The organism is Pseudomonas sp. NBRC 111140, from assembly GCF_001320885.1.
Classification (GTDB): domain Bacteria; phylum Pseudomonadota; class Gammaproteobacteria; order Pseudomonadales; family Pseudomonadaceae; genus Aquipseudomonas; species Aquipseudomonas putida_P.
Map to the genome: position 1 here is coordinate 1 of NZ_BCBQ01000098.1, position 20342 is coordinate 20342.

The 20342-nt window shown below is 63.8% G+C and carries 21 protein-coding genes and 1 riboswitch; of the genes, 1 reads left to right on the forward strand and 20 read right to left on the reverse strand.

The genetic code is table 11. The annotated features are described in order from the left end of the window. From APH42_RS24215 to cobO, 14 genes are all read right to left on the reverse strand, one after another. Positions 1 to 409 (reverse strand): glutathione peroxidase (locus APH42_RS24215; protein ID WP_060494389.1); only part of this gene is annotated, 409 nt, incomplete at its 3' end. Positions 410 to 455: 46 nt separating this feature from the next. After that, positions 456 to 578, reverse strand: a complete 123-nt coding sequence (locus tag APH42_RS30590; RefSeq protein ID WP_012270965.1) for a hypothetical protein — start codon at positions 576 to 578, stop codon at positions 456 to 458. After that, positions 575 to 1777, reverse strand: coding sequence for an MFS transporter (locus APH42_RS24220; protein WP_012270964.1), 1203 nt, complete (start codon positions 1775 to 1777; stop codon positions 575 to 577). The genes APH42_RS30590 and APH42_RS24220 overlap by 4 nt, the downstream gene beginning before the upstream one ends. A gap of 64 nt (positions 1778 to 1841) precedes the next feature. Continuing rightward, positions 1842 to 2246, reverse strand: a complete 405-nt coding sequence (locus APH42_RS24225; RefSeq protein ID WP_012270963.1) for a MarR family winged helix-turn-helix transcriptional regulator — start codon at positions 2244 to 2246, stop codon at positions 1842 to 1844. Between the two features lie 69 nt (positions 2247 to 2315). Then, the gene (locus APH42_RS24230) at positions 2316 to 3038 is read right to left on the reverse strand and encodes an adenosylcobinamide-GDP ribazoletransferase (protein WP_012270962.1); all 723 of its coding nucleotides are present in this window, start codon (positions 3036 to 3038) and stop codon (positions 2316 to 2318) included. A 1-nt stretch (position 3039) separates the two neighbouring features. Continuing rightward, positions 3040 to 3606 carry an alpha-ribazole phosphatase family protein gene (gene cobC / locus APH42_RS24235; RefSeq protein ID WP_012270961.1) on the reverse strand — a complete coding sequence of 189 codons (567 nt, stop codon included), beginning with the start codon at positions 3604 to 3606 and terminating at the stop codon, positions 3040 to 3042. Next, positions 3603 to 4658 (reverse strand): nicotinate-nucleotide--dimethylbenzimidazole phosphoribosyltransferase, encoded by a 1056-nt coding sequence (gene cobT / locus APH42_RS24240; RefSeq protein ID WP_060494390.1) that lies wholly within the window; start codon positions 4656 to 4658, stop codon positions 3603 to 3605. Before cobT ends, cobC begins: the two co-directional genes overlap by 4 nt. Beyond that, positions 4655 to 5176 (reverse strand): bifunctional adenosylcobinamide kinase/adenosylcobinamide-phosphate guanylyltransferase, encoded by a 522-nt coding sequence (gene cobU, locus APH42_RS24245; RefSeq protein ID WP_060494396.1) that lies wholly within the window; start codon positions 5174 to 5176, stop codon positions 4655 to 4657. The genes cobT and cobU overlap by 4 nt, the downstream gene beginning before the upstream one ends. Before the next feature lies 1 nt (position 5177). Continuing rightward, entirely contained in the window at positions 5178 to 6632 is a 1455-nt protein-coding gene (locus APH42_RS24250) for a cobyric acid synthase (protein ID WP_012270958.1), read from the reverse strand. Next, a complete protein-coding gene (cobD, locus tag APH42_RS24255) occupies positions 6629 to 7621 on the reverse strand; it encodes a threonine-phosphate decarboxylase CobD (RefSeq protein ID WP_060494391.1) in 993 nt (330 codons plus the stop codon). Before cobD ends, APH42_RS24250 begins: the two co-directional genes overlap by 4 nt. Next, entirely contained in the window at positions 7614 to 8522 is a 909-nt protein-coding gene (cbiB, locus tag APH42_RS24260) for an adenosylcobinamide-phosphate synthase CbiB (RefSeq protein WP_012270956.1), read from the reverse strand. Before cbiB ends, cobD begins: the two co-directional genes overlap by 8 nt. Further along, a complete protein-coding gene (gene bluB, locus APH42_RS24265) occupies positions 8519 to 9169 on the reverse strand; it encodes a 5,6-dimethylbenzimidazole synthase (protein WP_012270955.1) in 651 nt (216 codons plus the stop codon). Before bluB ends, cbiB begins: the two co-directional genes overlap by 4 nt. Then, positions 9166 to 10461, reverse strand: coding sequence for a cobyrinate a,c-diamide synthase (locus APH42_RS24270; RefSeq protein WP_060494392.1), 1296 nt, complete (start codon positions 10459 to 10461; stop codon positions 9166 to 9168). Before APH42_RS24270 ends, bluB begins: the two co-directional genes overlap by 4 nt. Next, complete coding sequence (cobO, locus tag APH42_RS24275; RefSeq protein WP_012270953.1) at positions 10458 to 11069, reverse strand: cob(I)yrinic acid a,c-diamide adenosyltransferase; 612 nt, start codon at positions 11067 to 11069, stop codon at positions 10458 to 10460. Before cobO ends, APH42_RS24270 begins: the two co-directional genes overlap by 4 nt. A 118-nt stretch (positions 11070 to 11187) precedes the next feature. After that, positions 11188 to 11410, reverse strand: a riboswitch (cobalamin riboswitch). 235 nt (positions 11411 to 11645) lie between these two features. Between cobO and APH42_RS24280 the strand changes: the two genes are divergently transcribed. Next, positions 11646 to 13010 (forward strand): sorbosone dehydrogenase family protein, encoded by a 1365-nt coding sequence (locus tag APH42_RS24280; protein WP_060494393.1) that lies wholly within the window; start codon positions 11646 to 11648, stop codon positions 13008 to 13010. An 11-nt stretch (positions 13011 to 13021) separates the two neighbouring features. Here APH42_RS24280 and APH42_RS24285 read toward each other — a convergent pair whose 3' ends face one another. The 6 genes from APH42_RS24285 to APH42_RS24310 form a co-directional block, all read right to left on the reverse strand. After that, entirely contained in the window at positions 13022 to 15568 is a 2547-nt protein-coding gene (locus APH42_RS24285) for a dermonecrotic toxin domain-containing protein (RefSeq protein ID WP_060494394.1), read from the reverse strand. Positions 15569 to 15743: 175 nt separating this feature from the next. Continuing rightward, a complete protein-coding gene (locus APH42_RS24290) occupies positions 15744 to 16277 on the reverse strand; it encodes a C40 family peptidase (protein ID WP_012270950.1) in 534 nt (177 codons plus the stop codon). Between the two features lie 139 nt (positions 16278 to 16416). Continuing rightward, a complete protein-coding gene (locus tag APH42_RS24295; RefSeq protein WP_012270949.1) occupies positions 16417 to 17061 on the reverse strand; it encodes a C40 family peptidase in 645 nt (214 codons plus the stop codon). Between the two features lie 127 nt (positions 17062 to 17188). Beyond that, complete coding sequence (gene hda, locus APH42_RS24300) at positions 17189 to 17896, reverse strand: DnaA regulatory inactivator Hda (protein ID WP_012270948.1); 708 nt, start codon at positions 17894 to 17896, stop codon at positions 17189 to 17191. Positions 17897 to 18077: 181 nt separating this feature from the next. Continuing rightward, the gene (locus tag APH42_RS24305) at positions 18078 to 19151 is read right to left on the reverse strand and encodes an AI-2E family transporter (RefSeq protein ID WP_012270947.1); all 1074 of its coding nucleotides are present in this window, start codon (positions 19149 to 19151) and stop codon (positions 18078 to 18080) included. 12 nt (positions 19152 to 19163) lie between these two features. After that, a complete protein-coding gene (locus APH42_RS24310) occupies positions 19164 to 20231 on the reverse strand; it encodes a DUF2066 domain-containing protein (RefSeq protein ID WP_060494395.1) in 1068 nt (355 codons plus the stop codon). Between the last annotated feature and the right edge of the window lie 111 nt (positions 20232 to 20342).

Genomic DNA, 20342 nt, shown 5'->3' on the forward strand with positions numbered 1-20342 from the left:
GGCTGGCCAGCTCCGCAAACAGCGGTATCGCATCCTTGCCCCGCACAGCTTGCGTCTTGGTCATGGTGAAGGTAACGCCATAGTTGGCATAGCAAACCTTGGCGGTCTTTTCGCTATCGGCGTCTTCCTGCTTGAAGTCATTGGACGGCACGCCCAGCATTTCCAGGCCCTGCCCGTGATATTCCTTGTACGTCGCCTCAAGCCCCTCGAATTGCGGGGCAAAACCGCAATAGCTGGCGGTGTTCACCACCACCAGCGGCTTGCCGGCAAAGCGCTCGCACAGCTCGACCTGCCCCTTGCCGCGCAACTCTGGCAGGCTACCCTGCAACAATGCCGGGCAATCGGCAGCCCAGCTGGATGTGCTGGCAAGCAGGGCCAGCACCGGCACCGTCAACCAATGTGCACGCATGACTCGTTTCTCCCGCATGACAATCCTTGAGCTTGCAGGGTAGCGCCTAACAAACACTCATGCCCAGTTGCATCAGCGCCATCCCACCTTGATGCCAGCCCCACCACACCAGTGCCAGCAGCAGCAGGGCGGCGATGGCCAGCAGCCCACGGGCCAGGTAGCGGTTCATGCGGCCTGGGCCTGCAGGCGGGCGACCGGGCGTTCGCGCACCGGCCAGTTGAGGGCTGCGGCCAGCAGGCTGAGCAGGATGGAAATCTGCCAAACCAGGTCGTAGCTGCCGGTGCGGTCATACACCACCCCACCCAACCAGCCGCCCAAGAACGCACCCAACTGGTGGAACAAGAACACGATACCGCCGAGCATGGACAGGTTACGCACCCCGAATACCGTGGCCACGGTGCCATTGGTCAGCGGCACCGTGGACAGCCACAACAGGCCCATGGCGATGCCGAACAGATAAGCACTGAACTCGCTTACCGGCGCCCACAGGAATAGCACGATCACCACCGCTCGCAGCAGGTACAGCCCGGTCAGCAGGCGCGGCTTGGACATGCGCCCGCCCAACCAGCCAGCAGTGAAGGTTCCGACGATATTGAACAGGCCAACCAACGCCAGCACCGTGGTACCGGTGGTCGCAGCCAGGTGCTGATCAACCAGGTAGGCCGGCAGGTGCACCCCGATGAACACCACCTGGAAGCCGCAAACGAAGAAGCCCAGTGCCAGCAACCAGAACCCAGGATGGGAACATGCTTCGCGCAGCGCCTGGCCCAGGGTCTGCTCGGCACCATGGCTGGGCAACGGGCGGTCGCGCAGCAGGCCGACGAAGGGCACGATAAACGCCACCATCAGGCCCAGCACCAGCAAGGCTGCGGACCACCCCAGCCACTGGATCAGGCCGAGGGTGCCCGGCAGCATGGCGAACTGGCCAAACGAACCGGCGGCGCTGGCAATGCCCATGGCCATGCTGCGCTTCTCTGCCGGTACGGCACGCCCGACCACGCCGAGGATGACCGAAAACGATGTGCCAGACAGGCCGATGCCAATCAGCAAGCCGGCACTGAGCGACAACGACCAGGCGGAGTCGGCCATGCCCATGAAGACCAAGCCGATGGCGTAGAGAATGCCACCGATGATCACCACCCGCGCTGCGCCCATACGGTCGGCCAAGGCACCGGCGAATGGTTGCGCCAGCCCCCAGACCAGGTTCTGCAAGGCAATGGCAAAGGCGAACACCTCCCGCCCCCAACCAAAATCGGCGCTCATCGGCGCCAGGAACAAACCAAAGCCGTGCCGCACACCCAGGGACAGCGCCAGGATCAAGGCCGCCCCCACCAATACCCACCCGCTGGTTCGCCACACCGAAGTCATTGTCGTTTTCTCCAGCACATCGCAAGGTTTTTGCGGGTATATACCCGCTTATAGTCGTATCAATTCACGCCAGTTGGTCCAGCAAACGCACCAGTTCATCCCGCGGCCCTTCGCCCAACCGCTCCACCAGCTTGATCTGGGCTTGTTCCCAGGCCGGATACGCAGCACGCAGCAGCTGCGTACCGGCCTCGGTCAACAGCACCACACGGTTACGCTGGTCGTCGCCATCAGCCAGGGCCACCAGCCCTTCCGCCTCCAGCACCCGCAGGTTGCGGCCTAGGGTACTGCGCTCCAGGCCCATGGCCTCGGCCAAGGTGGTGATACTGGGGCGGTCGAGCCGTTGCAGGTGTCTCAGCAAGGAAAACTGCGCAACATTGACCCCGAAGCCGGAGAGGGCCTCGTCGTAATGCCGGCTCACCCCACGGGCGGCACGACGCAGATGGGTACAGATGCATTCACTGGTCAGCATGGATACGTGTATATACCCGCACCTTAGATGTTGCAAGAAATTTCATTTCTGCGTAGGCCTGAAAAGGCTTCAGAGGCCCAAGGCCAACCCCAGCACCACCGCCAATTCGAGTAACTCGAGCAGCGCGCCGGCAGTATCCCCAGTGGCCCCACCCAGCCGTCGGTACATCAGATGTCGCAGCCAGGCAAACACCGCCACCGCCAGCAGCACTACCCATCCGCCCAAGAGCAGGCAGAAAAGCGCACAACACAGCAACACCCACCCGGCAGCACGCCGGGGCAGATGTTCAGCCAGCGCCTGCCCCAACCCACCGGGGCGCACATACGGCGTGCAAAGGAACAACCCCAACATTGCCGTTCGCCCGATCAACGGCGCCAGCAGCAATTGCGCCCCGACACCCTGCTCGACCAGCACCCATAAGGCGCAAAACTTCAACAACAGCACCAGCACCAGGGTGACCACGGCAATCGGCCCGCTGCGCGGGTCCTTCATGATCTGCAGGGTGCGTTCACGGTCGCCGAAGCCACCCAACCAGGCGTCTGCGCTGTCCGCCAGGCCATCCAGGTGCAAGGCGCCACTGAGCAGCACCCACGCTGTCAGCAGCAACGCCGCATGCAGCGGCGCCGGTGTACCTTGCAGCAGATGGCTGGCCAACCACAACAGCAGCCCGAACAATAGCCCGACCAGCGGGTAGTACAGCAGCGAACGCCCCACCTCACGCGCTGCCGGCATGCCCGGCAAGCTCACCGGCAGGCTGCTGAGAAACTGCAAGGCGATCAAGAAAGGCAGCATCTCAGCGGGCCTCGACCAACTGCCCGTCAACACCCGGCACCAGGCGCATCAACGCGCCATGCCCGACTTCGACCTGCAGCAATTGTTCCCTCGGCAAACCCCGGGCACGCGCCAGCAACAACCGCATTACCCCGCCATGGGTGACCAACAGCACGCGCTTGCCGGCATGTTGAAGGTGCAAACGCTCGACAGCTGCCAGCACCCGTTCGGCAAACGCCTCGACCGGCTCGCCGTTGGGCGGTGTGAAGGCGTAAGGGTCCGCCCAGAACCGCCCAAGCGCGTCGGCCTGGTGCTCCATGATCTGCGCGGCGCTACGCCCCTCCCAATCGCCGAAATGCAGCTCTTGCAGGGCAGGCTCACGCTGCACCGGCACGTTCAACCGCGCGCCCAGCTCATCGGCGAACCGCGCACAGCGCTGCAGCGGCGAGCTGACCAAAACCTGCCACGGGCCGGCCTCGGCCACGGCACTGCGCATTTGCGCCCACCCCTTGTCGGTCAGGGCATCGTCAAGGCTGCCGCGCAGGCCGCCCTGTTCCGTTTCACCATGGCGCAGCAGGTCGAGGATCATGCCGGGCGGTCCGCCACCGCGGCCTCGGCAAAGGTCGCCATTTGCCCATGCAGCGCACAGGCCAGGCGCAGCAGCGGCACCGCCAGGGCAGCACCACTGCCCTCGCCCAGGCGCAGGCCCAGGGCCAGCAACGGCTCGGCCTGCAGCGCAGCCAGCAAGGCCTTGTGCCCAGGCTCGGCACCCTGGTGGGCGAACAGCAGCCAGGCCCGGCACTGCGGGTTAAGATGCACTGCCACCAACGCGGCGACACTGCAGATGAAACCATCCACCAGCACCGCAACACCCGCCTGCGCGCAGCCGATGTAGGCGCCAGCCAACGCCGCTATCTCGAATCCGCCAACACAGCCCAGCGCCTGCAACGGGTCTTCAGCACGCAGGCCGTGCAGGCGCAGCGCCCGCTCGATGACCTCGGCCTTGTGCCGCACGCCGGCATTGTCCAGCCCAGTGCCTGGGCCGCTCAGCTGTGCCGCCGGGCAGCTCAGCAGGACGCTGGCCAGGGCTGCGGCGGCCGTGGTGTTGCCGATGCCCATCTCGCCACCGATGAACAGCTGAGCACCCTGTTCAGCGGCGCGCAGGGCGCTGTCGCGGCCGGCCTGCAAGGCTGCTTGCAACTGGTTCTCGGTCATCGCGGGCTGGCAGGCAAAGTTGGCGGTGCCGGCGCCCAGGCGCAGATGGCGCACACCGGGCAGCTCCAACTGCGCGTCGATGGTGCCCAGGTCGACCACTTCCAGGCTGGCTTGCAGTTGCCGCGCCAGTACACTGATCGCCGCACCGCCGCCGACGAAGTTACGCAGCATCTGCCCGGTCACCGCCTGCGGGTAGGCCGAGATGCCTTCTTCGACCACCCCGTGGTCGCCGGCAAAAATGGTAATTGCGACCTGATCCAGGATCGGCCGCTCACACCCTTGCAGGCCTGCCAACTGGATAGCCAAGCCCTCCAGTTGGCCGAGTGAGCCGGCAGGTTTGGTCAGTTGCTGCTGACGGGCGCGGGCCTGGTCCATGGCGGCGTTGTCGAGGGGATGGCAGGCGTCACGCCACCAGACTTGGGTCATAGTGCAGGTCCTTTGAGCATTAAAGGCAGGCCGGCCACGGTCAGCACGACGCGCTGACAGCGTTCGGCCACGGTTTGGTGCAGCCAGCCGGCCAGGTCGACATAGCGCCGGGTCAGCTCGCCCATGGGCACGACGCCCAGGCCGGTTTCGTTACTGACCAGGACAAGGGTGCCAGGCAACTGCTCCAGGCAGGCCAGCAGGGCATCACGCTCCTCGGCCAGGCGCTGGTCGTCTTCCAGCATCAGCAGGTTGGTCAACCACAGGGTCAGGCAATCCACCAGCAGGCATCGCCCTTCGGCCGCTTCGGCGCGCAGCACCGCGGCCAAGGCCAGGGGTTCTTCGATCAACCCCCAGTCATCGGGGCGACGTTGGCGATGCAGCAACACGCGTTCGTTCATTTCACCATCCAGCGGTTGGCTGGTGGCGATGTAGGTCACTGGCAGGCCACTGGCGCTGGCCAGCTGTTCGGCCAGCCGGCTCTTGCCGGACCGGGCGCCGCCGAGGATCAGGTTGCGTATGTCAGGCCACCCCGCACAGTTGGCGCAACAGCGCGGTGTCCAGGTGCTTTTCCACCAGGTCGGCCAGGCGCTCGATGTCGCGTTCGCGCAACGCTTCGTAGTCGATCGCCTGCACATCCTCCAGCCCGGCCCAGCGCAGCAGCGCGGCACACGACTGGCTGCCTTCGAACAAACCGTGCAGGTAGGTGGCGAGGATCTGGCCATCCGCGCTGACAGCGCCATCACAGCGGCCATCGGCCAGTTGCACGGCAGGTCGCTCAAGGGCTGGACCCGAGGTGACCCCGGCATGAATTTCATAACCGGCAACCGCTGCAGCTTCAAGGTTCAGTGTGCCGGCAACGTTGCGCAGTTGCTTCTCCGCTTCAAGCACCGTGGCGTAGTCAAGCAAGCCGAGCCCCTGGCTTGAGCCGGCGGCCCCTTCCAGCCCCAGTGGGTCATGCACTTGGCGCCCGAGCATCTGCAAGCCACCGCAGATACCGATCAGCTTGCCACCATAGCGCAGGTGCCGCTCGATGGCCTTGTCCCAACCGCGCTCGCGCAGCTGTGCCAGGTCACCGCGCACACTCTTGGAGCCCGGCAGGATGATCAGGTCGGCAGCCGGAATCGGCTGGCCTGGGCCGATGAACTGCAGGTCTACCTGCGGGTGCAGGCGCAGCGGGTCGAAGTCGGTGTGGTTGCTGATGCGCGGCAGTACCGGCACGATCACCTTGAGTACACGCGCGAGCTTGGCGCCCTGGCGCACATCAATACCGTCTTCGGCTTCCAGATGCAGGTCGGTGACGTAGGGCAGTACGCCCAGTACCGGCTTGCCGGTGCGTTGCTCCAGCCAGTCCAGCCCCGGTTGCAGCAAGGCGATATCGCCACGGAAGCGGTTGATCACAAAACCTTTGACCCGCGCCTGCTCACTGGGCGACAGCAATTCCAGCGTGCCCACAAGATGGGCGAACACACCGCCACGGTTGATGTCGGCGACCAGGATCACCGGGCAGTCCACCGCTTCGGCAAAACCCATGTTGGCGATGTCGCCGGCACGCAAGTTGATCTCTGCCGGCGAGCCTGCGCCCTCGACCATGACCACCGGGTACGCGGCGCTCAGGCGCTGGTGCGATGCCAGCACTGCCTGCATGGCCGTGGCCTTGTAGTCGTGGTAGGCCACTGCATTCATGCTGGTGACTGCGCGGCCATGAATGATCACCTGGGCACCGGTATCGCTATTGGGCTTGAGCAATACAGGGTTCATGTCGGTATGGGGTGCCAGCCGGCAAGCCTGAGCTTGGACTGCTTGAGCACGGCCGATTTCACCGCCATCGGCGGTCACTGCGCTATTGAGCGCCATGTTCTGCGGCTTGAAGGGCACCACACCGACACCCTGGCGCAGCAGCCAGCGGCACAGCGCGGTCACCAGCGTGCTCTTGCCGGCATCGGAGGTGGTGCCTTGCACCATGAGAGTGGTCATGCCGTTTCCTTTTGATAAGCCGACAGGGCCTGGGCCAGGCGCTGTTCGTCCGCGGCGCAAGCCGGCAGCCCCAGGCGCACCGCCGCTGGTTGTTCGAACAGGCGCACCAGAATGCCGCGACGGGCGAGAAAGTCGTGCAGTTGTGCCGCATGCTCGCTGCGCACGTACTGGAACAGGTCGCAGCCACCGCTGGGCACCAGGCCGGCACTGCACAATATTGCCGCAAGCCGCTGGCTGACGGCAGCACAGCGCTCGGTTTGCTGGCGCTGGGCGGCTTGGTCAGCCAGGCTAGCCTGGGCCAGCACCCGGGTCGGGCCGTTGACGGTCCACGGGCCGAGCAACTCGGCCAGGCGTAGCAGCAGGCTGTGCTCAGCCACGACAAAGCCCAGGCGCACCCCGGCCAGGCCGAAGAACTTGCCGAACGAGCGCAGCACGATCAGGCCCGGCCGTTCGGCGCAATCCACCACGCTGTCTGCCGGGGTGTTGTCCATGAAGGCTTCGTCGACCAGCAGCCAGCCACCACGAGCAGCCAGGCGAGCATGCCAAGCCAGCAGGCGTTCGCGCGATACCCGGCGGCCGGTCGGGTTGTTGGGGTTGACCAACACCAGCACATCGAGGCTGTCGAGCGTCGCCTCGACCTGCGCTTCATCCAGCTCAAGCAGTTGGTGGCCCGCCCGTTGCCAGGCATACGGGTGCTCGGCATAGCTCGGCGTCAGCACGCCTACCCGGCCCGCTGTGCGCAGCAGCGGCAAGGCCTGGATCGCGGCCTGCGAGCCGGCTACCGGCAGCAGCTGGCGGGTGCCGTAAAACGCGCGCGCGGCGTCTTCCAGGCCGTCCTCGGTCTCCGGCAGGCGGGCCCAGGCATCGACGGGAATCGACGGAATCGGGAACGGCCAGGGCGCAATGCCACTGGACAAGTCGAGCCACTGCTCACGGGCGATACCGTATTGCCGCACCGCGCGCAGCAGGCGACCACCGTGTTCAAGCATTGATATAAGCCCCCAGGCAGATCACCAGCAGCCACAGCCACACACCGCGCTGCACCAGGCCCCAGCCGCGTTCGATGGCGTCGGCATCGGCCATCGGCCCCTCGCCCAGGCGTGGGCGCTCATGCAGCTCGCCGTGGTACACCGCCGGGCCACCCAACTCCACGCCCAGCGCACCGGCACCGGCAGCCATCACCGGGCCGGCATTGGGGCTGTCCCACAGCGGGCCTTGCTTGCGCCAGCAGGCCAGGGCCAGGCGGGTCTTGCCCAGTAGCGCGTAGGTCAGCGCCACCAGCCTTGCGGGTACATAGTTGAGCACATCGTCGATGCGCGCCGCGCACCAGCCAAAACGTTCGAAGCGTTCATTGCGGTAGCCCCACATGGCATCCAGCGTATTGCTCAAGCGGTACAGCACCACACCCGGCGCACCCGCCACCACAAACCAGAACAACGCGGCGAACACCGCGTCGCTGCCGTTCTCCAGCACTGACTCGGTGGCTGCTCGAGCTACCGCCGGCTCGTCCAGTTCGCGGGTTTCGCGGCTGACCAGGTAACCGACCCGGCGCCTCGCCTCTTCCAGGTCGCCCTGGCGCAAGGCGTTGGCCACCGGCAGTACATGCTCGCCCAGGCTGCGCAGCCCCACGGCGCAATACAGCGCCAGCACGTCCACCAGCCAGCCGATGTACGGCAGCCACGACAGCACCAGTGCCACCAACGTCAGCGGCACCACCGCCAGAAACCAAGCACTTACGCCGTGGCTGCGCCAGCCACGTCCGCCGGCATTCAGGCGACGCTCAAGGTTACTGGCCATATTGCCGAAGGCCACCAAAGGGTGGCGCCGCTGCGGTTCGCCCAGCAAGGCGTCCAGGGCAACCCCAGCCACGGTCAGCAAGGCCACGCTCATTGACGCTCTCCCCATTGGTTTTCGTAAAGCATTTCACTCAAGGGCCGCTCTTGGGCCCAGTTTTCCTGCACCAGCATGGGCACCGGGTAGAACTCGGTGACCGGCCCCAGGCACAACACCGCAACGGGCTTGGCCCCGGCCGGCATGCCCAGCAACGCTGCCAGCGCAAGCGGGTCGAACAGCGACACCCAGCCCATCCCCAGTCCTTCGCCACGCGCAGCCAGCCATAGGTTCTGGATGGCACAGGCCAGCGAGGCCAGGTCCATTTCCGGCAGGGTACGGCGGCCGAAAATGTGCGGCTCGCGGTTGTCCATCAAGGCTGCCACCAGCAGCTCGGCACAGTCGTTGATGCCTTCTACCTTCAGTTTCATGAAGTCATCGGCTCGCTCGCCCAATGCCTCAGCCGTGCGTACACGCTCCGCTTCTACCAAGGCCTGGATGCGGCTGCGCAGGTCTCGCTGGGTAATCCGGATGAAGCGCCACGGCTGCATGAGCCCGACACTGGGCGCCTGGTGCGCGGCGGCAAGCAAGCGGGCAAGCAGCTCCGGCGCCACCTGGCCACCGGCAAAATGGCGCATGTCGCGGCGCTCACCGATGGCCCGGTAGATCGCGGCGCGTTCAGCGTCGCTGTAAGCGTGTTCGCTCATGGTCGCAACAGCGCCGCCGCCGCATCGGGGTTGGACGGGAAGTAGAAGTGCACGTAGGAAGCGGTCAACCGACCCAGGCGATACACCGCTTCGTTGCCCCGCCCGCCGTTGGGGCTCAGGCCACGAGCGATCGGTTCCAGCGCAGTGCTGGTCAGCGAGTGGTGATAGGTGTGCCCGCGCAAGGTACCCTCCGGCAGTTCCACCGCCTGCAGCGCCAGGGCCGCCAGGCGCTTCTGCATGCTCGCCTCACCCGGCAGCAGCCCCAGCAACTCGGCACGTTCGCCTGCCACGTCAGTCAGGGCATCGAGCAGGTACAGCATGCCACCGCACTCGGCCAGCAACGGCTTGCCCTGCGCATGATGGGCGCGAATCGCTGCGCACATCGGTGCGTTTGCGGCCAATGCGTGGTGATGCAGTTCGGGGTAGCCGCCCGGCAGGTACAGGCTGTCTACCGGTGGCAGCTCGCGGTCGTGCAGCGGCGAGAAAAACGCCAGCTGAGCGCCAAGGTTGCGCAGCAGGTCGAGGTTGGCGCCATAGGTGAAGGCAAACGCCTCGTCCCGCGCCACGCCAATGCGTACACCTGCCAACGAGGTAGAGCAGGCCTGCGGTTCGGGCTCGGCAAAGGTTACCGGCGGCGGCAAAGCCGCGTCGCAACTGGCGCCCAGCGCCTCGGCAGCAGCATCCAGGCGGGCCTCCAGATCATTCAGCTCGCTGGCCTGCACCAGCCCCAGGTGGCGGCTAGGCAGCTCAATGCCACGCTCGCGGGACAAGCCGCCATACCAGCGCAACCCTTGGGTCAGGCTGCCTTCCAGCAGTTGCGCATGGCGCAGGCTGCCCACCCGGTTGGCCAGCACGCCGGCGAACGGCAGGTCGGCCTGATAGCGCGCCAGGCCCAGAGCCAGGGCGCCGAATGTCTGAGCCATGGCCGTGCCGTCGATCACCGCCAGCACCGGTACGCCGAAATGGCGGGCCAGGTCGGCGCTGGACGGGGTGCCGTCGAACAGCCCCATCACCCCTTCGATCAGGATCAGGTCGGCCTCGCCGGCAGCGTCCCACAACAGGCGACGGCTTTCATCTGCACCGATCATCCACAGGTCCAGCTGGTACACCGGCGCGCCACTGGCCCGCTCGAGAATCATCGGGTCCAGAAAATCGGGCCCGCACTTGAACACCCGCACCTTACGCCCGAGGTTACGGTGCAAGCGTGCCAGAGCAGCAGTGACAGTGGTCTTGCCCTGGCCAGAGGCTGGTGCCGCGATCAGCACGGCGGGGCAGTGGCGCGATCGACTCACAGCTCGACGCCCTTCTGTGCGCGGATACCGGCCTGGAAAGCGTGCTTGAGCATGCCCATCTCGGTCACGGTGTCGGCCAGTTCGATCATTTCATCCTTGGCCGCACGGCCAGTGACGATCACATGCTGCATCGGCGGGCGGGCCTGAATGTCGGACAGCACCTGGTCCAGGTCGAGATAGCCATGCTTGAGGGCGATGTTGAGCTCATCCAGTACCACGAACTGCACACTTGGGTCTTGCAGCAACTGGCGCGACACCGCCCAGGCGGCTTCAGCGGCAGCAATGTCGCGCTGGCGGTCCTGGGTTTCCCAGGTAAAGCCTTCGCCCATGACGTGGTAGCGCACTTGCTCGGGGAAGCGGCGGAAGAACAGTTCTTCGCCGGTGCTGTTGCGGCCTTTGATGAACTGCACCACACCGCACTGCATGCCATGGCCCAGGGCGCGTGCGAGCATGCCGAAGGCCGAGCTGCTCTTGCCTTTGCCGTTGCCGGTCAGCACCAGCAGCAGGCCGCATTCGTTGGGGGAATTGGCGATGCGTTCGTCGATGACCGCCTTCTTGCGCTGCATGCGCGCCAGGTGGCGTTCGTCGCGTTCGGTGGATTCGCTCATGGGGTTCTCCGCTGGCTGGCACCACGGCAACGCGCGGCGGCAGGTAATAGGCAGGCAAACGGAGAACGCGCAGGGGCCATGGCAGGGCGCCACGGTGCACCGCGCATCACCCTCCGTGATGCCGTTGGCAGTAACAGGCCGGTCTCCGGGCTTGTGAGTGGGCGTTAGGCCCTGGCCTGCGCGCCTTCCCGGATGCTGGCATCCAGTGGCCTTGCGCGGCCTTCTGCTCACTTACCGTTGCGGGGGCAGCGCCGGATTCGCGCCATGCAGGCGCCCACCGGCTTCCCAGTTTCACCCTGCCCAGTCGAAGCTGGCAGGGCACCTGAAACACGCGCGAAGGTTAGAGGGTTGCACCGGGAGCGTCAATCGAAGCGGGTGTTGCAGCTATTTATGCTCTTGATCTTTATCTTGATCTTCGCGACTTCAGGAGGCTGAACGCTGAAGTCGCAATCTGCGTCGCCTGGACTATCGCGCGCTTTGAAGCAAAAGCCGAAGCAAGAGCAAGACCAAGGGACGGAACCCTGCGCGCCCTCGCGCCCTCTCAATCCCATAGGCCTGCTTCAGAGGACGCTGCCCATGAACCGCCTGTTGCCTTGGTTAGTCGCCGCCAGCCTGGCAGGCTGCGGCGAAACGGCCCTGTTGAACGTAAGCGAGGGCAGCGGGCCAACACCCGAGTTGCCTGCCCCCGTCACGACATTGATCCCCACCGTGAACATCGCCCCCGCAGTCGGCTGGCCAAAGGGCGGCAAGCCCACCGCAGCACCAGGCACTCAGGTCACCGCTTTCGCCAGCGGCCTCGACCACCCACGCTGGCTCTACTTGCTGCCCAACGGCGATGTGCTGATAGCCGAAACCAACGCGCCCCCAAAGCCCGAAGATGGCAAGGGTATTCGCGGCTGGGCCATGGGCAAGGCGATGAAGCGCGCCGGTGCGACCGCCCCCAGCGCCAACCGCATCACCCTGCTGCGCGATGCAGACCATGATGGTGTGGCAGAAATCCGCACCCCGTTCATCGAGGGGCTCAACTCCCCCTTCGGCATGACGCTGGTTGGCAAGAATCTATATGTTGCCGACACCGACAGGCTGCTGCGCTTTCACTATGAACCAGGCGCCATGCAGATCACCGAAAAGGGTCACCTGGTTACCGAGTTGCCCGGCGGGCCGCTGAACCATCACTGGACCAAGAACGTAATCGCTAGCCCCAACGGCCAAAAGCTTTATGTGACGGTTGGCTCGAACAGCAATGTGGGTGAAAACGGCCTGGACAAAGAACAGTCGCGTGCCGCGATCTGGGAAGTGAACCCGGCAAGCGGCAATCATCGGCTGTTCGCCACCGGCCTGCGCAACCCCAACGGAATGGCCTGGGAGCCTCGCAGCGGCGCCTTGTGGACGGCGGTCAACGAACGGGACGAAATCGGCAGCGATCTGGTGCCGGACTACATCACATCCGTCAAAGAAGGTGGTTTCTATGGCTGGCCCTACAGCTACTACGGGCAACACGTAGACGAGCGAGTGCAGCCACAGGCCCCGCAGAAGGTAGCCCAGGCACTGACACCGGATTATGCCGTCGGCCCGCACACCGCATCGCTAGGGCTGGCATTCTTAGAGCCTGGCGTACTGCCAGCACCCTTTGAACAAGGCGCACTGATAGCCCAGCATGGTTCGTGGAACCGCAAACCACACAGTGGCTACAAGGTGATATTCGTGCCATTCGACCACTCAGGCAAACCTGCAGGCCCCCCAATCGACCTGCTGACCGGGTTTCTGGATAGAGAGGACAATGCGATGGGGCGACCGGTGGGCGTGATCAATGATGGCCGCAGTGGTGTACTGGTGGCCGACGATGTCGGCAATGTAGTCTGGCGAGTAAGCATGACCGCCAGGGCCCGATTGAACCAGGGCACTGCTGCTCAAACCAGGCCAAACAGCAGTCCCGAATGACAAACCCGATATCAGGCTGGGAAAAAACGTTGCGCCAGCGCAGGCGTACGGAACTGCGCCCGATAAGCGGCCACATCGAACAGTAGCCCCGTACGCAAGTCATACACCGGGCCGGAAACAGGCTTGCCGGTTTGGGCCAACGTCACCTTGATAAAGCGATAATGCTCACCATACACCTGCTCCAGGCCCTCGATGCGCAAGTAGTTACCCGGTAGCATCAGTGATTCACCCTCCTGCCAGAAGATGGAAAACGCGCTGATCGGTGTTGCCCCCCTATATCGCCCAGCCACCAGCTCGAACACCACCGAACTGTCGTCGAACAGCCCAGGCAAACTGCCCGGCGCCCCGGCGAAGGGCAAGCAGGCGAACTCGGTAACCTTGTACGGGTTTTCGGTGAACGAAGTCAGGTCGGTATTGACCAGCACATCACCCACCCGCAAATGGCCGTTTCGATAGAACTCGCCACCGGTACCACGCGAGCGGTGCCCACCGCGATACAAGGTGACCTCGTTGCTCTTGGGTAGCCGCCCCAGGCTATCGGCCAGATCATTGATATAACTGTCTTCATCGCCGTACTGGTACCGTCCGGTGCGCATGACATCGTTCACGGTGGACTCGTTGCTGGTGTACCACTCGACCAGCGAATTGAAGTACTCATGGCCGTAGCGGTAGGAATAGCGAGGCAAGCCATCAACCTTGACGCAATCCAGCCCACGCTCGTCCAGGTCTGGTGCCCGCCCATTAGGCAGCTCGGCGACAGGCCACTTCTCCAGCAATGCTTTCTGGCGCTGTAGAGACTGCTCGGCCAGCCGCGTGCTCGACGCGTCATCAATGGCTGTGTAGGTATCCCAGAACGGCGAGGGAACACTTGGCATGCCTTCCACCGCCGGAGGGCTGCCGCCCAGCAACCGAGGAGGCCCCAGCAGCTCCCACTCACCCGCCGCGTTCAAGCGCACGGGCCTAAGCGGGACGAAGGCATAGGGATTGTTTACGGGCACCACTAACCAGACGGCCAGTTCATGACTGTATCGCACCCGGTAAGTGAGACCATTCAATGTAATCCAGCACTTGCCATCGTCAGTCATGCGAACACCACGCAGGCGTCCACTCGCGCCCAACTCACCACTCACCAGCGCGTTGGTCTCCTCGCCCTCCACTAAGCGTGTGGCACTGCTATCGGCCTGCCAGACCTCTAGCTCGACACCAACTTCATGGGGTGGTGCCTGGCGCAAAACACTCCCCAGACTTGGCTGTGTCGTTACATCCAACAAGTTGAAACTTGCGAACACGCTGTCGAGCACTGCAGAACGCAGTGCACTCATGCGCGATTGCGCGTCTGTCGCGTTAAGGGCTTCATCAATATCCAGGGCGACCTTCGCCACACCCGCCCCGAGCAACATCAGGGATATCGGCCACCCCAAAGGAACGAAGCCGCCGAAGACGCCGATGAATGCTGACAGATAACCGCTGAGCATTGCCTTGCGCAAACTTGTGTTATCACGCATCAGTTGCGCATTACGGCGCATCTCGTCGAGCGCCTGCTCTATGATGCAGGTGAAGAAGTTACCATTGAGCGGACGCTCGAACAGCTTGAGCGCGATCAACGCCGCCTCATCCGAACGGCTGTCAGCGATGCCTTTTAGGTGCACCTTGATCAACTGCTGCCTGGCGGCATCGTGCCGGTTGCCATGCCCTTGCGCGATAAAGCTGTCCAATGCCTGCGGCGTTTGCCATCGCGTCACAAGCCAGCGGACCATTTCCAGCTCGGAATCGAATGCCCTGAGCGCCTCAGCGTGCCAAGGCAAGTACGCCAATACCCTTCCACCCTGTGCGTGGAAGGTGAACAGGCAGCCCCTGTCTCCCTCGCCAAACACGTAGCGAACGACCGTGAGCGGAGGCTCGTCATTGTCCTGACGCAACTTCTGCAGGGTGGGCAGCTCTACGCCCGAAAGCGTCTCGCTTACCATGGCGCACAGATGTCGCCAGTCCGACTGCGAGATCCGCTGGCAAGTCAGCGCAAGCCTTCCTTCACCCAGCAGGTTGACTTTGGCCAGTACTCGAAAACTCTTCTCGTGAGCCGCCCAAAAACGCTCGACCTCTCCGCGGTAGAGTGATGCGAAATCCAGTGCCCACAAGTCCTGCTGCACCGCGCTACCCAGCATGCGGACTTCATTACGCTCGTCGTAAAAAGCCGCGTGAGGCCCCTGCCAATAGAAGCCGCCGCGCAGGTCCAGCTCATCTACAGCATCCTGAAAGTAGTCATCGAACCGCTCTACTACCAGCTCGGTAAGCACCAGCGACTTCTGTGGCAGCCCTCTGTGCTGCCACCCCGTGAAACTGCGGCTGCTGGAACTCTCGGTATTGAACTGGTGCCACCAGACGAACCGCGGATCCACACGCTTGCCAGTGTGTTTGAACACAATCTGCTCTGCGTGCCTGCTCGCTAGCAGGTAGGGATCAGGGTAAGCGTGCAGCACTTCATCGACCAGCCGGATCAAGGGGATCACGGCATCAGCCAATTCAAGGCTATGACGGGTTTGTTCTTCGATCTTGCTCATGGCCCACTCCAGATGACACCCAAAGAAGGCATCATCGTCTTGCCATGGCATGAATCAGCGGTAGGTGTGCACTGCCACGAAGCGTGACGCGGTGGCCAGACCTGCAAGGTTGGACAAAACCTGCGCTGCAGGAACCGCGCTCAGCGGCTCCTGCAACGCCACACCCCAAGCGCTGTCAGGGGTTCTGTGCGAGGTGCCCTTGCGGGATCACACGCTTGGCCTGCAGGTAGGCTTTGGCCCAGTAGCTGTTGGACAGGTAGTCCAGGCGCACGGTACCGCCGGTGGAAGGGGCATGCACGAAGCGCCCTTCCCCAACATAAATGCCGGCATGGCTGACCTGCGAGCCACCACTGGTGGCGAAGAACACCAGATCACCGGACTGCAGCGACTTGGCGTCAACCGTCGGCGCGCGCATGACGATCATTTCTCGCGTGGAACGCGGCAGGCTGATGCCGGCAGCATCACGGTACACATATTTGATCAGGCCGCTGCAGTCGAAACCGGAATCCGGTGTATTGCCACCCCAACGATAAGGCGTACCCACCAGCCCAATGGCGCGAATCAACACGTCATCGGCAATCGGCGAAGGGTTGGGTTGGCTGTAGGTGACCTGCGGCTGTACCACAGGGGCCGGCGCAGGCGCACGGCTGGAGCAGGCAGCGAGTAATGCCGCCAGGGAGAGAAATGCGAAGCGCGCCATCTTTACCATGGCCAGAACATCCTGTCTGAGACCGCTGCGCCGCAGCCGAAAAGAGTTGAGAATTTAGATTAGACGCTTTCTGTAAATGCGCACGGCGGCGAGCTTTTTTCAAAGCATCGCCGCCGCGGCAGGGTGCATCATTTTGCCATCAGTTGCGCGCGATGTTGGTCGGCGCCATGGCCAAGGCTCGCTTGGCTTCGATGAAGGTCTTGCTCCAGTAGCGGTCACCGAGGCTGTCGATGCGCACACCGCCGCTGCGGCGGCTGCTGGAGTGGATGAACTGGTTGTCACCCAAGTAGATGCCAGCATGGCTTACGCGACCGCGGCCATTGGTGCTGAAGAACAGCAGGTCACCTGGCTTGAGCTTGTTGCGGGCCACTTTCGGGGCATCGACGTTGATCATTTCACGCGTGGAGCGCGGCAGGGTCATGCCCGCCTCTTCGCGGAACAGGTAGCCGATGAAGCCACTGCAGTCGAAGCCGGACTTTTCCGAGGTACCACCGAAGCGGTAGCGGGTGCCGATCAGCGACATGCCGCGCTCGAGAATGCTGTCAGCCAGCACTGGCAGCTGGTAAGGCTTGCTGCTGGAGAACGACTCCAGGTCATCTTCAGTGGCCAGCTCCTCCGGCTCGCCGAATACCGACGAGGACGAGGCTTTGGCCTTGATTGCCGATTGTGCGGCGATCGGGGTGTGATCCTGAGGCTCTGAATGAGACGCTGGGCCTTGGGCCGCGCAGCCAAAAAGCAGGGTCACGAGTGCGAGTGGCACGAGGGGTGCGAAGCGCTTCAGCATGGGCACGACCGTGTCTGTAATCCTTTAGAAGGGTGAAACTATGCCCTCTATCATGGCCATTTGCAAATTTTATCGAAAAAGATGTGACTTTTTTGTTTTGCCGCTCTGGCCCAGCGTTTTCAAGGGGTTACCAGCCCAGGGTTTCTTTCAGGAATGGGATGGTGAGCTTGCGTTGCGCCTGCAGCGAAGCCTGGTCGAGGCGTTCGAGCAGGTCGAACAGCGCACTCATGCTGCGCGCACCGCGGGTGAGGATGAAGTGACCGACTTCGTCGGTGAGGTGCAGACCACGGCGCGAAGCACGCAGTTGCAGGGCCCGCAGCTTGTCTTCGTCGGACAGGCCACGCATCTGGAATACCAGGGCCAGGGTCAGCCGCGACTTCAGGTCCGGCAGCTTCACCGGCAGTTCACGCGGTGATGCCGAGGCAGCCAGCAGCAAGCGCCGGCCACTGTCGCGCAGGCGGTTGAACAGGTGGAACATGGCTTCTTCCCAGTCAGCCTTGCCGGCGATCACATGCAGATCGTCGATGCACACCAGTTCGTATTGGGCCAGATAGTCGAGCAAACCTACGCCACGATCGAGCAGTTGCGCCAGTGGCAGGTAGACAGCGGGTTCGCCACGTTGCTGGAAGCGATGAGTGGCGGCCTGCAACAGGTGGGAACGGCCAACACCCTGCTTGCCCCACAGGTAGATAAGGCTCTCGGTCCAGCCGGCGTCGGCTTCGCATAGCCGCTCGACGTAACCCAATGCCGCAGCATTGGCGCCCGGATAGTAGTTGATGAAGGTGGCGTCATCGCGCAGGCGCACACCCAGGGGCAACTGGATCGGTGGTTTCATGCTCGCGGGCGGTCTACAGGACCGCAGGGGGCCTTTGGTGAACAATGTGCAAAGTCTATACCTGCAACGCGGGGCGCACAATCTCGGCTGCAGATAGCGCAAGCAAAATCAACAAGTTGCACTACTTTCAACCGTTGCAGAGGCTGCCATGTACCGGGCGGGCAGCACGGCAGCCCCACCGTTACAAGTCAGGATCGATATCTCCCGCGTACATGTCCGACTCCTTGTACAGGTCATGCATATGCCGCAGCAACACCATGATCACCGCCGCCACCGGCAAGGCCAGCAGCACCCCGGTAAAGCCGAACAGCTCACCACCGGCCAGGATGGCGAAGATAACGGCTACCGGGTGCAGGCCAATGCGGTCCCCCACCAGTAGCGGGGTCAGCACCATGCCCTCCAGCGCCTGCCCGACCATGAACACCGCAACGATGCCCAGCATCGGGTACAGGTCGCCGCCGAACTGGAACAGGCCAGCCACCAGCGCGGCACCAATGCCAATGATGAAGCCCATGTACGGCACGATGGCAGCAAGGCCGGCGAGCATGCCGATCAGTAGGCCCAGTTCGAGCCCCACCAGCATAAGCCCGGCCGAATAGATGATGCCCAGGGCCAGCATTACCATCAGTTGCCCGCGCACGAATGCCCCCAGCACTTCATGACACTCGCCCGCCAGGCCCATCACTTGCGGCTCACGCTGGCGCGGCAGCAGGCCGCGCAGCTTGCCCATCATCAGGTCCCAATCGCGCAGCAGATAGAAGCCCACTACCGGGATCAGCACCATATTGGCCAGCCAGGCCATCAACGCCAGGCTCGAAGCGGTCGCGTGGGACAACAACATGCCAACGATATCGGTGGTCTGGCCCATGTGCGCACCGATGGCGGCCTTGATCTTGTCGAACTTCCAGAAGCCATCGGCCAGGCCCAGACGGCTCTGCGCCCAAGGCAGCGCCACCTGTTCGAGCCAGTCGAGCATCTGCGGCGCCAACTCGTACAGACGCACCAACTGCTTGGCAAGCATCGGCACCAGCACCAGCAGCAAGGCCAGCAGCACCAGGGTGAACAGGCCGAACACCACCACCACGCCCCAAGTGCGCGACAGGCCCAGGCGTTCGAGGCGATCGACCAGAGGGTCGGCCAGGTAGGCCAGCAGAATGCCGACCAGGAACGGGGTAAGAATATTGTGCAGGCTATAAAGCAGCACAGCGATAAGCAGGGCGGCACCCAGCCAGATCCAGCGACGCATGTCGGTCACGGTGTGCTCCCCTTACCAGCGAAAACGCAGGCCGTCGAACGGCTTGGGCGCAGGCTGCGCGGGCGCGGGCTGCCCGGCGACGGCATCGGCGGCTGGCGCTGGCGTAGCAGGCACTACCGGCGCCTGCTCTGCCGGCATTTCCTGCAGCTTGGCCAGGCCAAGCTGGGCGCGCAGCTGCTCACGATTGCCAGTCACACCGTAGGTCAGGGTAGTGCCTTCGGCCATTTGCAAACGAGGGCCATACGGCTCCAGTACACGGGCCAGCTCGGCGTAGCGCTGCAGGTTCATGCCCTGCACTTGCACTTGCATTTGGCTGCTGGCGCCCGGCCGGGTGACGTAGCGCGGCGCCAGGCGGCTGCTTACCGCCAGCATCACCGCATCGGCAAGAGCTGCCTGGTCCGCGCCCTCGGCACTCCCCTGCTCACGCTGGTCGCCCAGCCACAGCTGCCACTTAGCCTGCCACTTGCCGTCGGCCTCCTGGGCATGTACCGCCAGCAATGCATCGGCGCCATAGCGTTCTGAGGCTTCGCGCAGCGGCGCCGGATCGCTGCCTTCGATCTGCTTGGCATTGGCGACCAGTTGCTCCTGCAGGTCGCCCAGCGGCAAGCGCAGCGGCAGGCCACGGTGCTGGGCGGCGCGACGCAGGGGCTGGGCAGTCGCCTGGCCATCACCGACCAGGTTGCTGCCTTCGACGCTGTCGTTCAGCCACCACCCCAGGATCGAGGGCCGGTTACTGCCCCACAGGGCCAGGCCAGCCTTGCGCAAAGCACGCTCGGTGCTGCCGGGGTCGAACTCGACCACCACCGACTCGGGCGGGCCGGCTTCGCTGCCCACTTGATTGATGATTTGCTGTGGGTCCTTACGCAGCTCGGCCAATGCCGGGCTTTGTACGGCCTTTGGATCGCCGGTCAGGCGTAGCACCAGCGTGTCGAGGGCGTTGACGGTGGCTGCTGTACGGGCTTCGGCACCCTGCCCGGTCACCGGCTCGCGTACCTGATAAAGGCCTGAGACATTTTCAGCCACGGCTGTGGCCGAGATCAGCGCCAGGCAACCGGCTGCCAGAATATTGAACAAACGCATGGAGGATTCCTGTCCAGTCGAGCATGAAGCTCGCTACTTGCAGCTTATACACATGCAACCGCATCAACCACCCTCTGCCCTTTTTCAACAATTTACCGCCCTGCCCGTCGG

Bases quoted from the DNA above. Each gene is read 5' to 3' on its own strand.
- cobO (WP_012270953.1), bottom strand. From the start codon at position 11,069: ATGAGCGAATCCACCGAACGCGACGAACGCCACCTGGCGCGCATGCAG.
- cobC (WP_012270961.1), bottom strand. From the start codon at position 3,606: ATGATCCTCGACCTGCTGCGCCATGGTGAAACGGAACAGGGCGGCCTG.
- APH42_RS24285 (WP_060494394.1), bottom strand. From the start codon at position 15,568: ATGAGCAAGATCGAAGAACAAACCCGTCATAGCCTTGAATTGGCTGAT.
- APH42_RS30590 (WP_012270965.1), bottom strand. From the start codon at position 578: ATGAACCGCTACCTGGCCCGTGGGCTGCTGGCCATCGCCGCCCTGCTG.
- cobT (WP_060494390.1), bottom strand. From the start codon at position 4,658: ATGACCCAAGTCTGGTGGCGTGACGCCTGCCATCCCCTCGACAACGCC.
- hda (WP_012270948.1), bottom strand. From the start codon at position 17,896: ATGAAACCACCGATCCAGTTGCCCCTGGGTGTGCGCCTGCGCGATGAC.
- APH42_RS24290 (WP_012270950.1), bottom strand. From the start codon at position 16,277: ATGGTAAAGATGGCGCGCTTCGCATTTCTCTCCCTGGCGGCATTACTC.
- APH42_RS24225 (WP_012270963.1), bottom strand. From the start codon at position 2,246: ATGCTGACCAGTGAATGCATCTGTACCCATCTGCGTCGTGCCGCCCGT.
- cbiB (WP_012270956.1), bottom strand. From the start codon at position 8,522: ATGAGCGTGGCCTTGCTGACCGTGGCTGGGGTTGCCCTGGACGCCTTG.
- APH42_RS24295 (WP_012270949.1), bottom strand. From the start codon at position 17,061: ATGCTGAAGCGCTTCGCACCCCTCGTGCCACTCGCACTCGTGACCCTG.
- APH42_RS24310 (WP_060494395.1), bottom strand. From the start codon at position 20,231: ATGCGTTTGTTCAATATTCTGGCAGCCGGTTGCCTGGCGCTGATCTCG.
- APH42_RS24280 (WP_060494393.1), top strand. From the start codon at position 11,646: ATGAACCGCCTGTTGCCTTGGTTAGTCGCCGCCAGCCTGGCAGGCTGC.
- APH42_RS24250 (WP_012270958.1), bottom strand. From the start codon at position 6,632: ATGACCACTCTCATGGTGCAAGGCACCACCTCCGATGCCGGCAAGAGC.
- bluB (WP_012270955.1), bottom strand. From the start codon at position 9,169: ATGAGCGAACACGCTTACAGCGACGCTGAACGCGCCGCGATCTACCGG.
- cobD (WP_060494391.1), bottom strand. From the start codon at position 7,621: ATGCTTGAACACGGTGGTCGCCTGCTGCGCGCGGTGCGGCAATACGGT.
- APH42_RS24220 (WP_012270964.1), bottom strand. From the start codon at position 1,777: ATGACTTCGGTGTGGCGAACCAGCGGGTGGGTATTGGTGGGGGCGGCC.
- APH42_RS24230 (WP_012270962.1), bottom strand. From the start codon at position 3,038: ATGCTGCCTTTCTTGATCGCCTTGCAGTTTCTCAGCAGCCTGCCGGTG.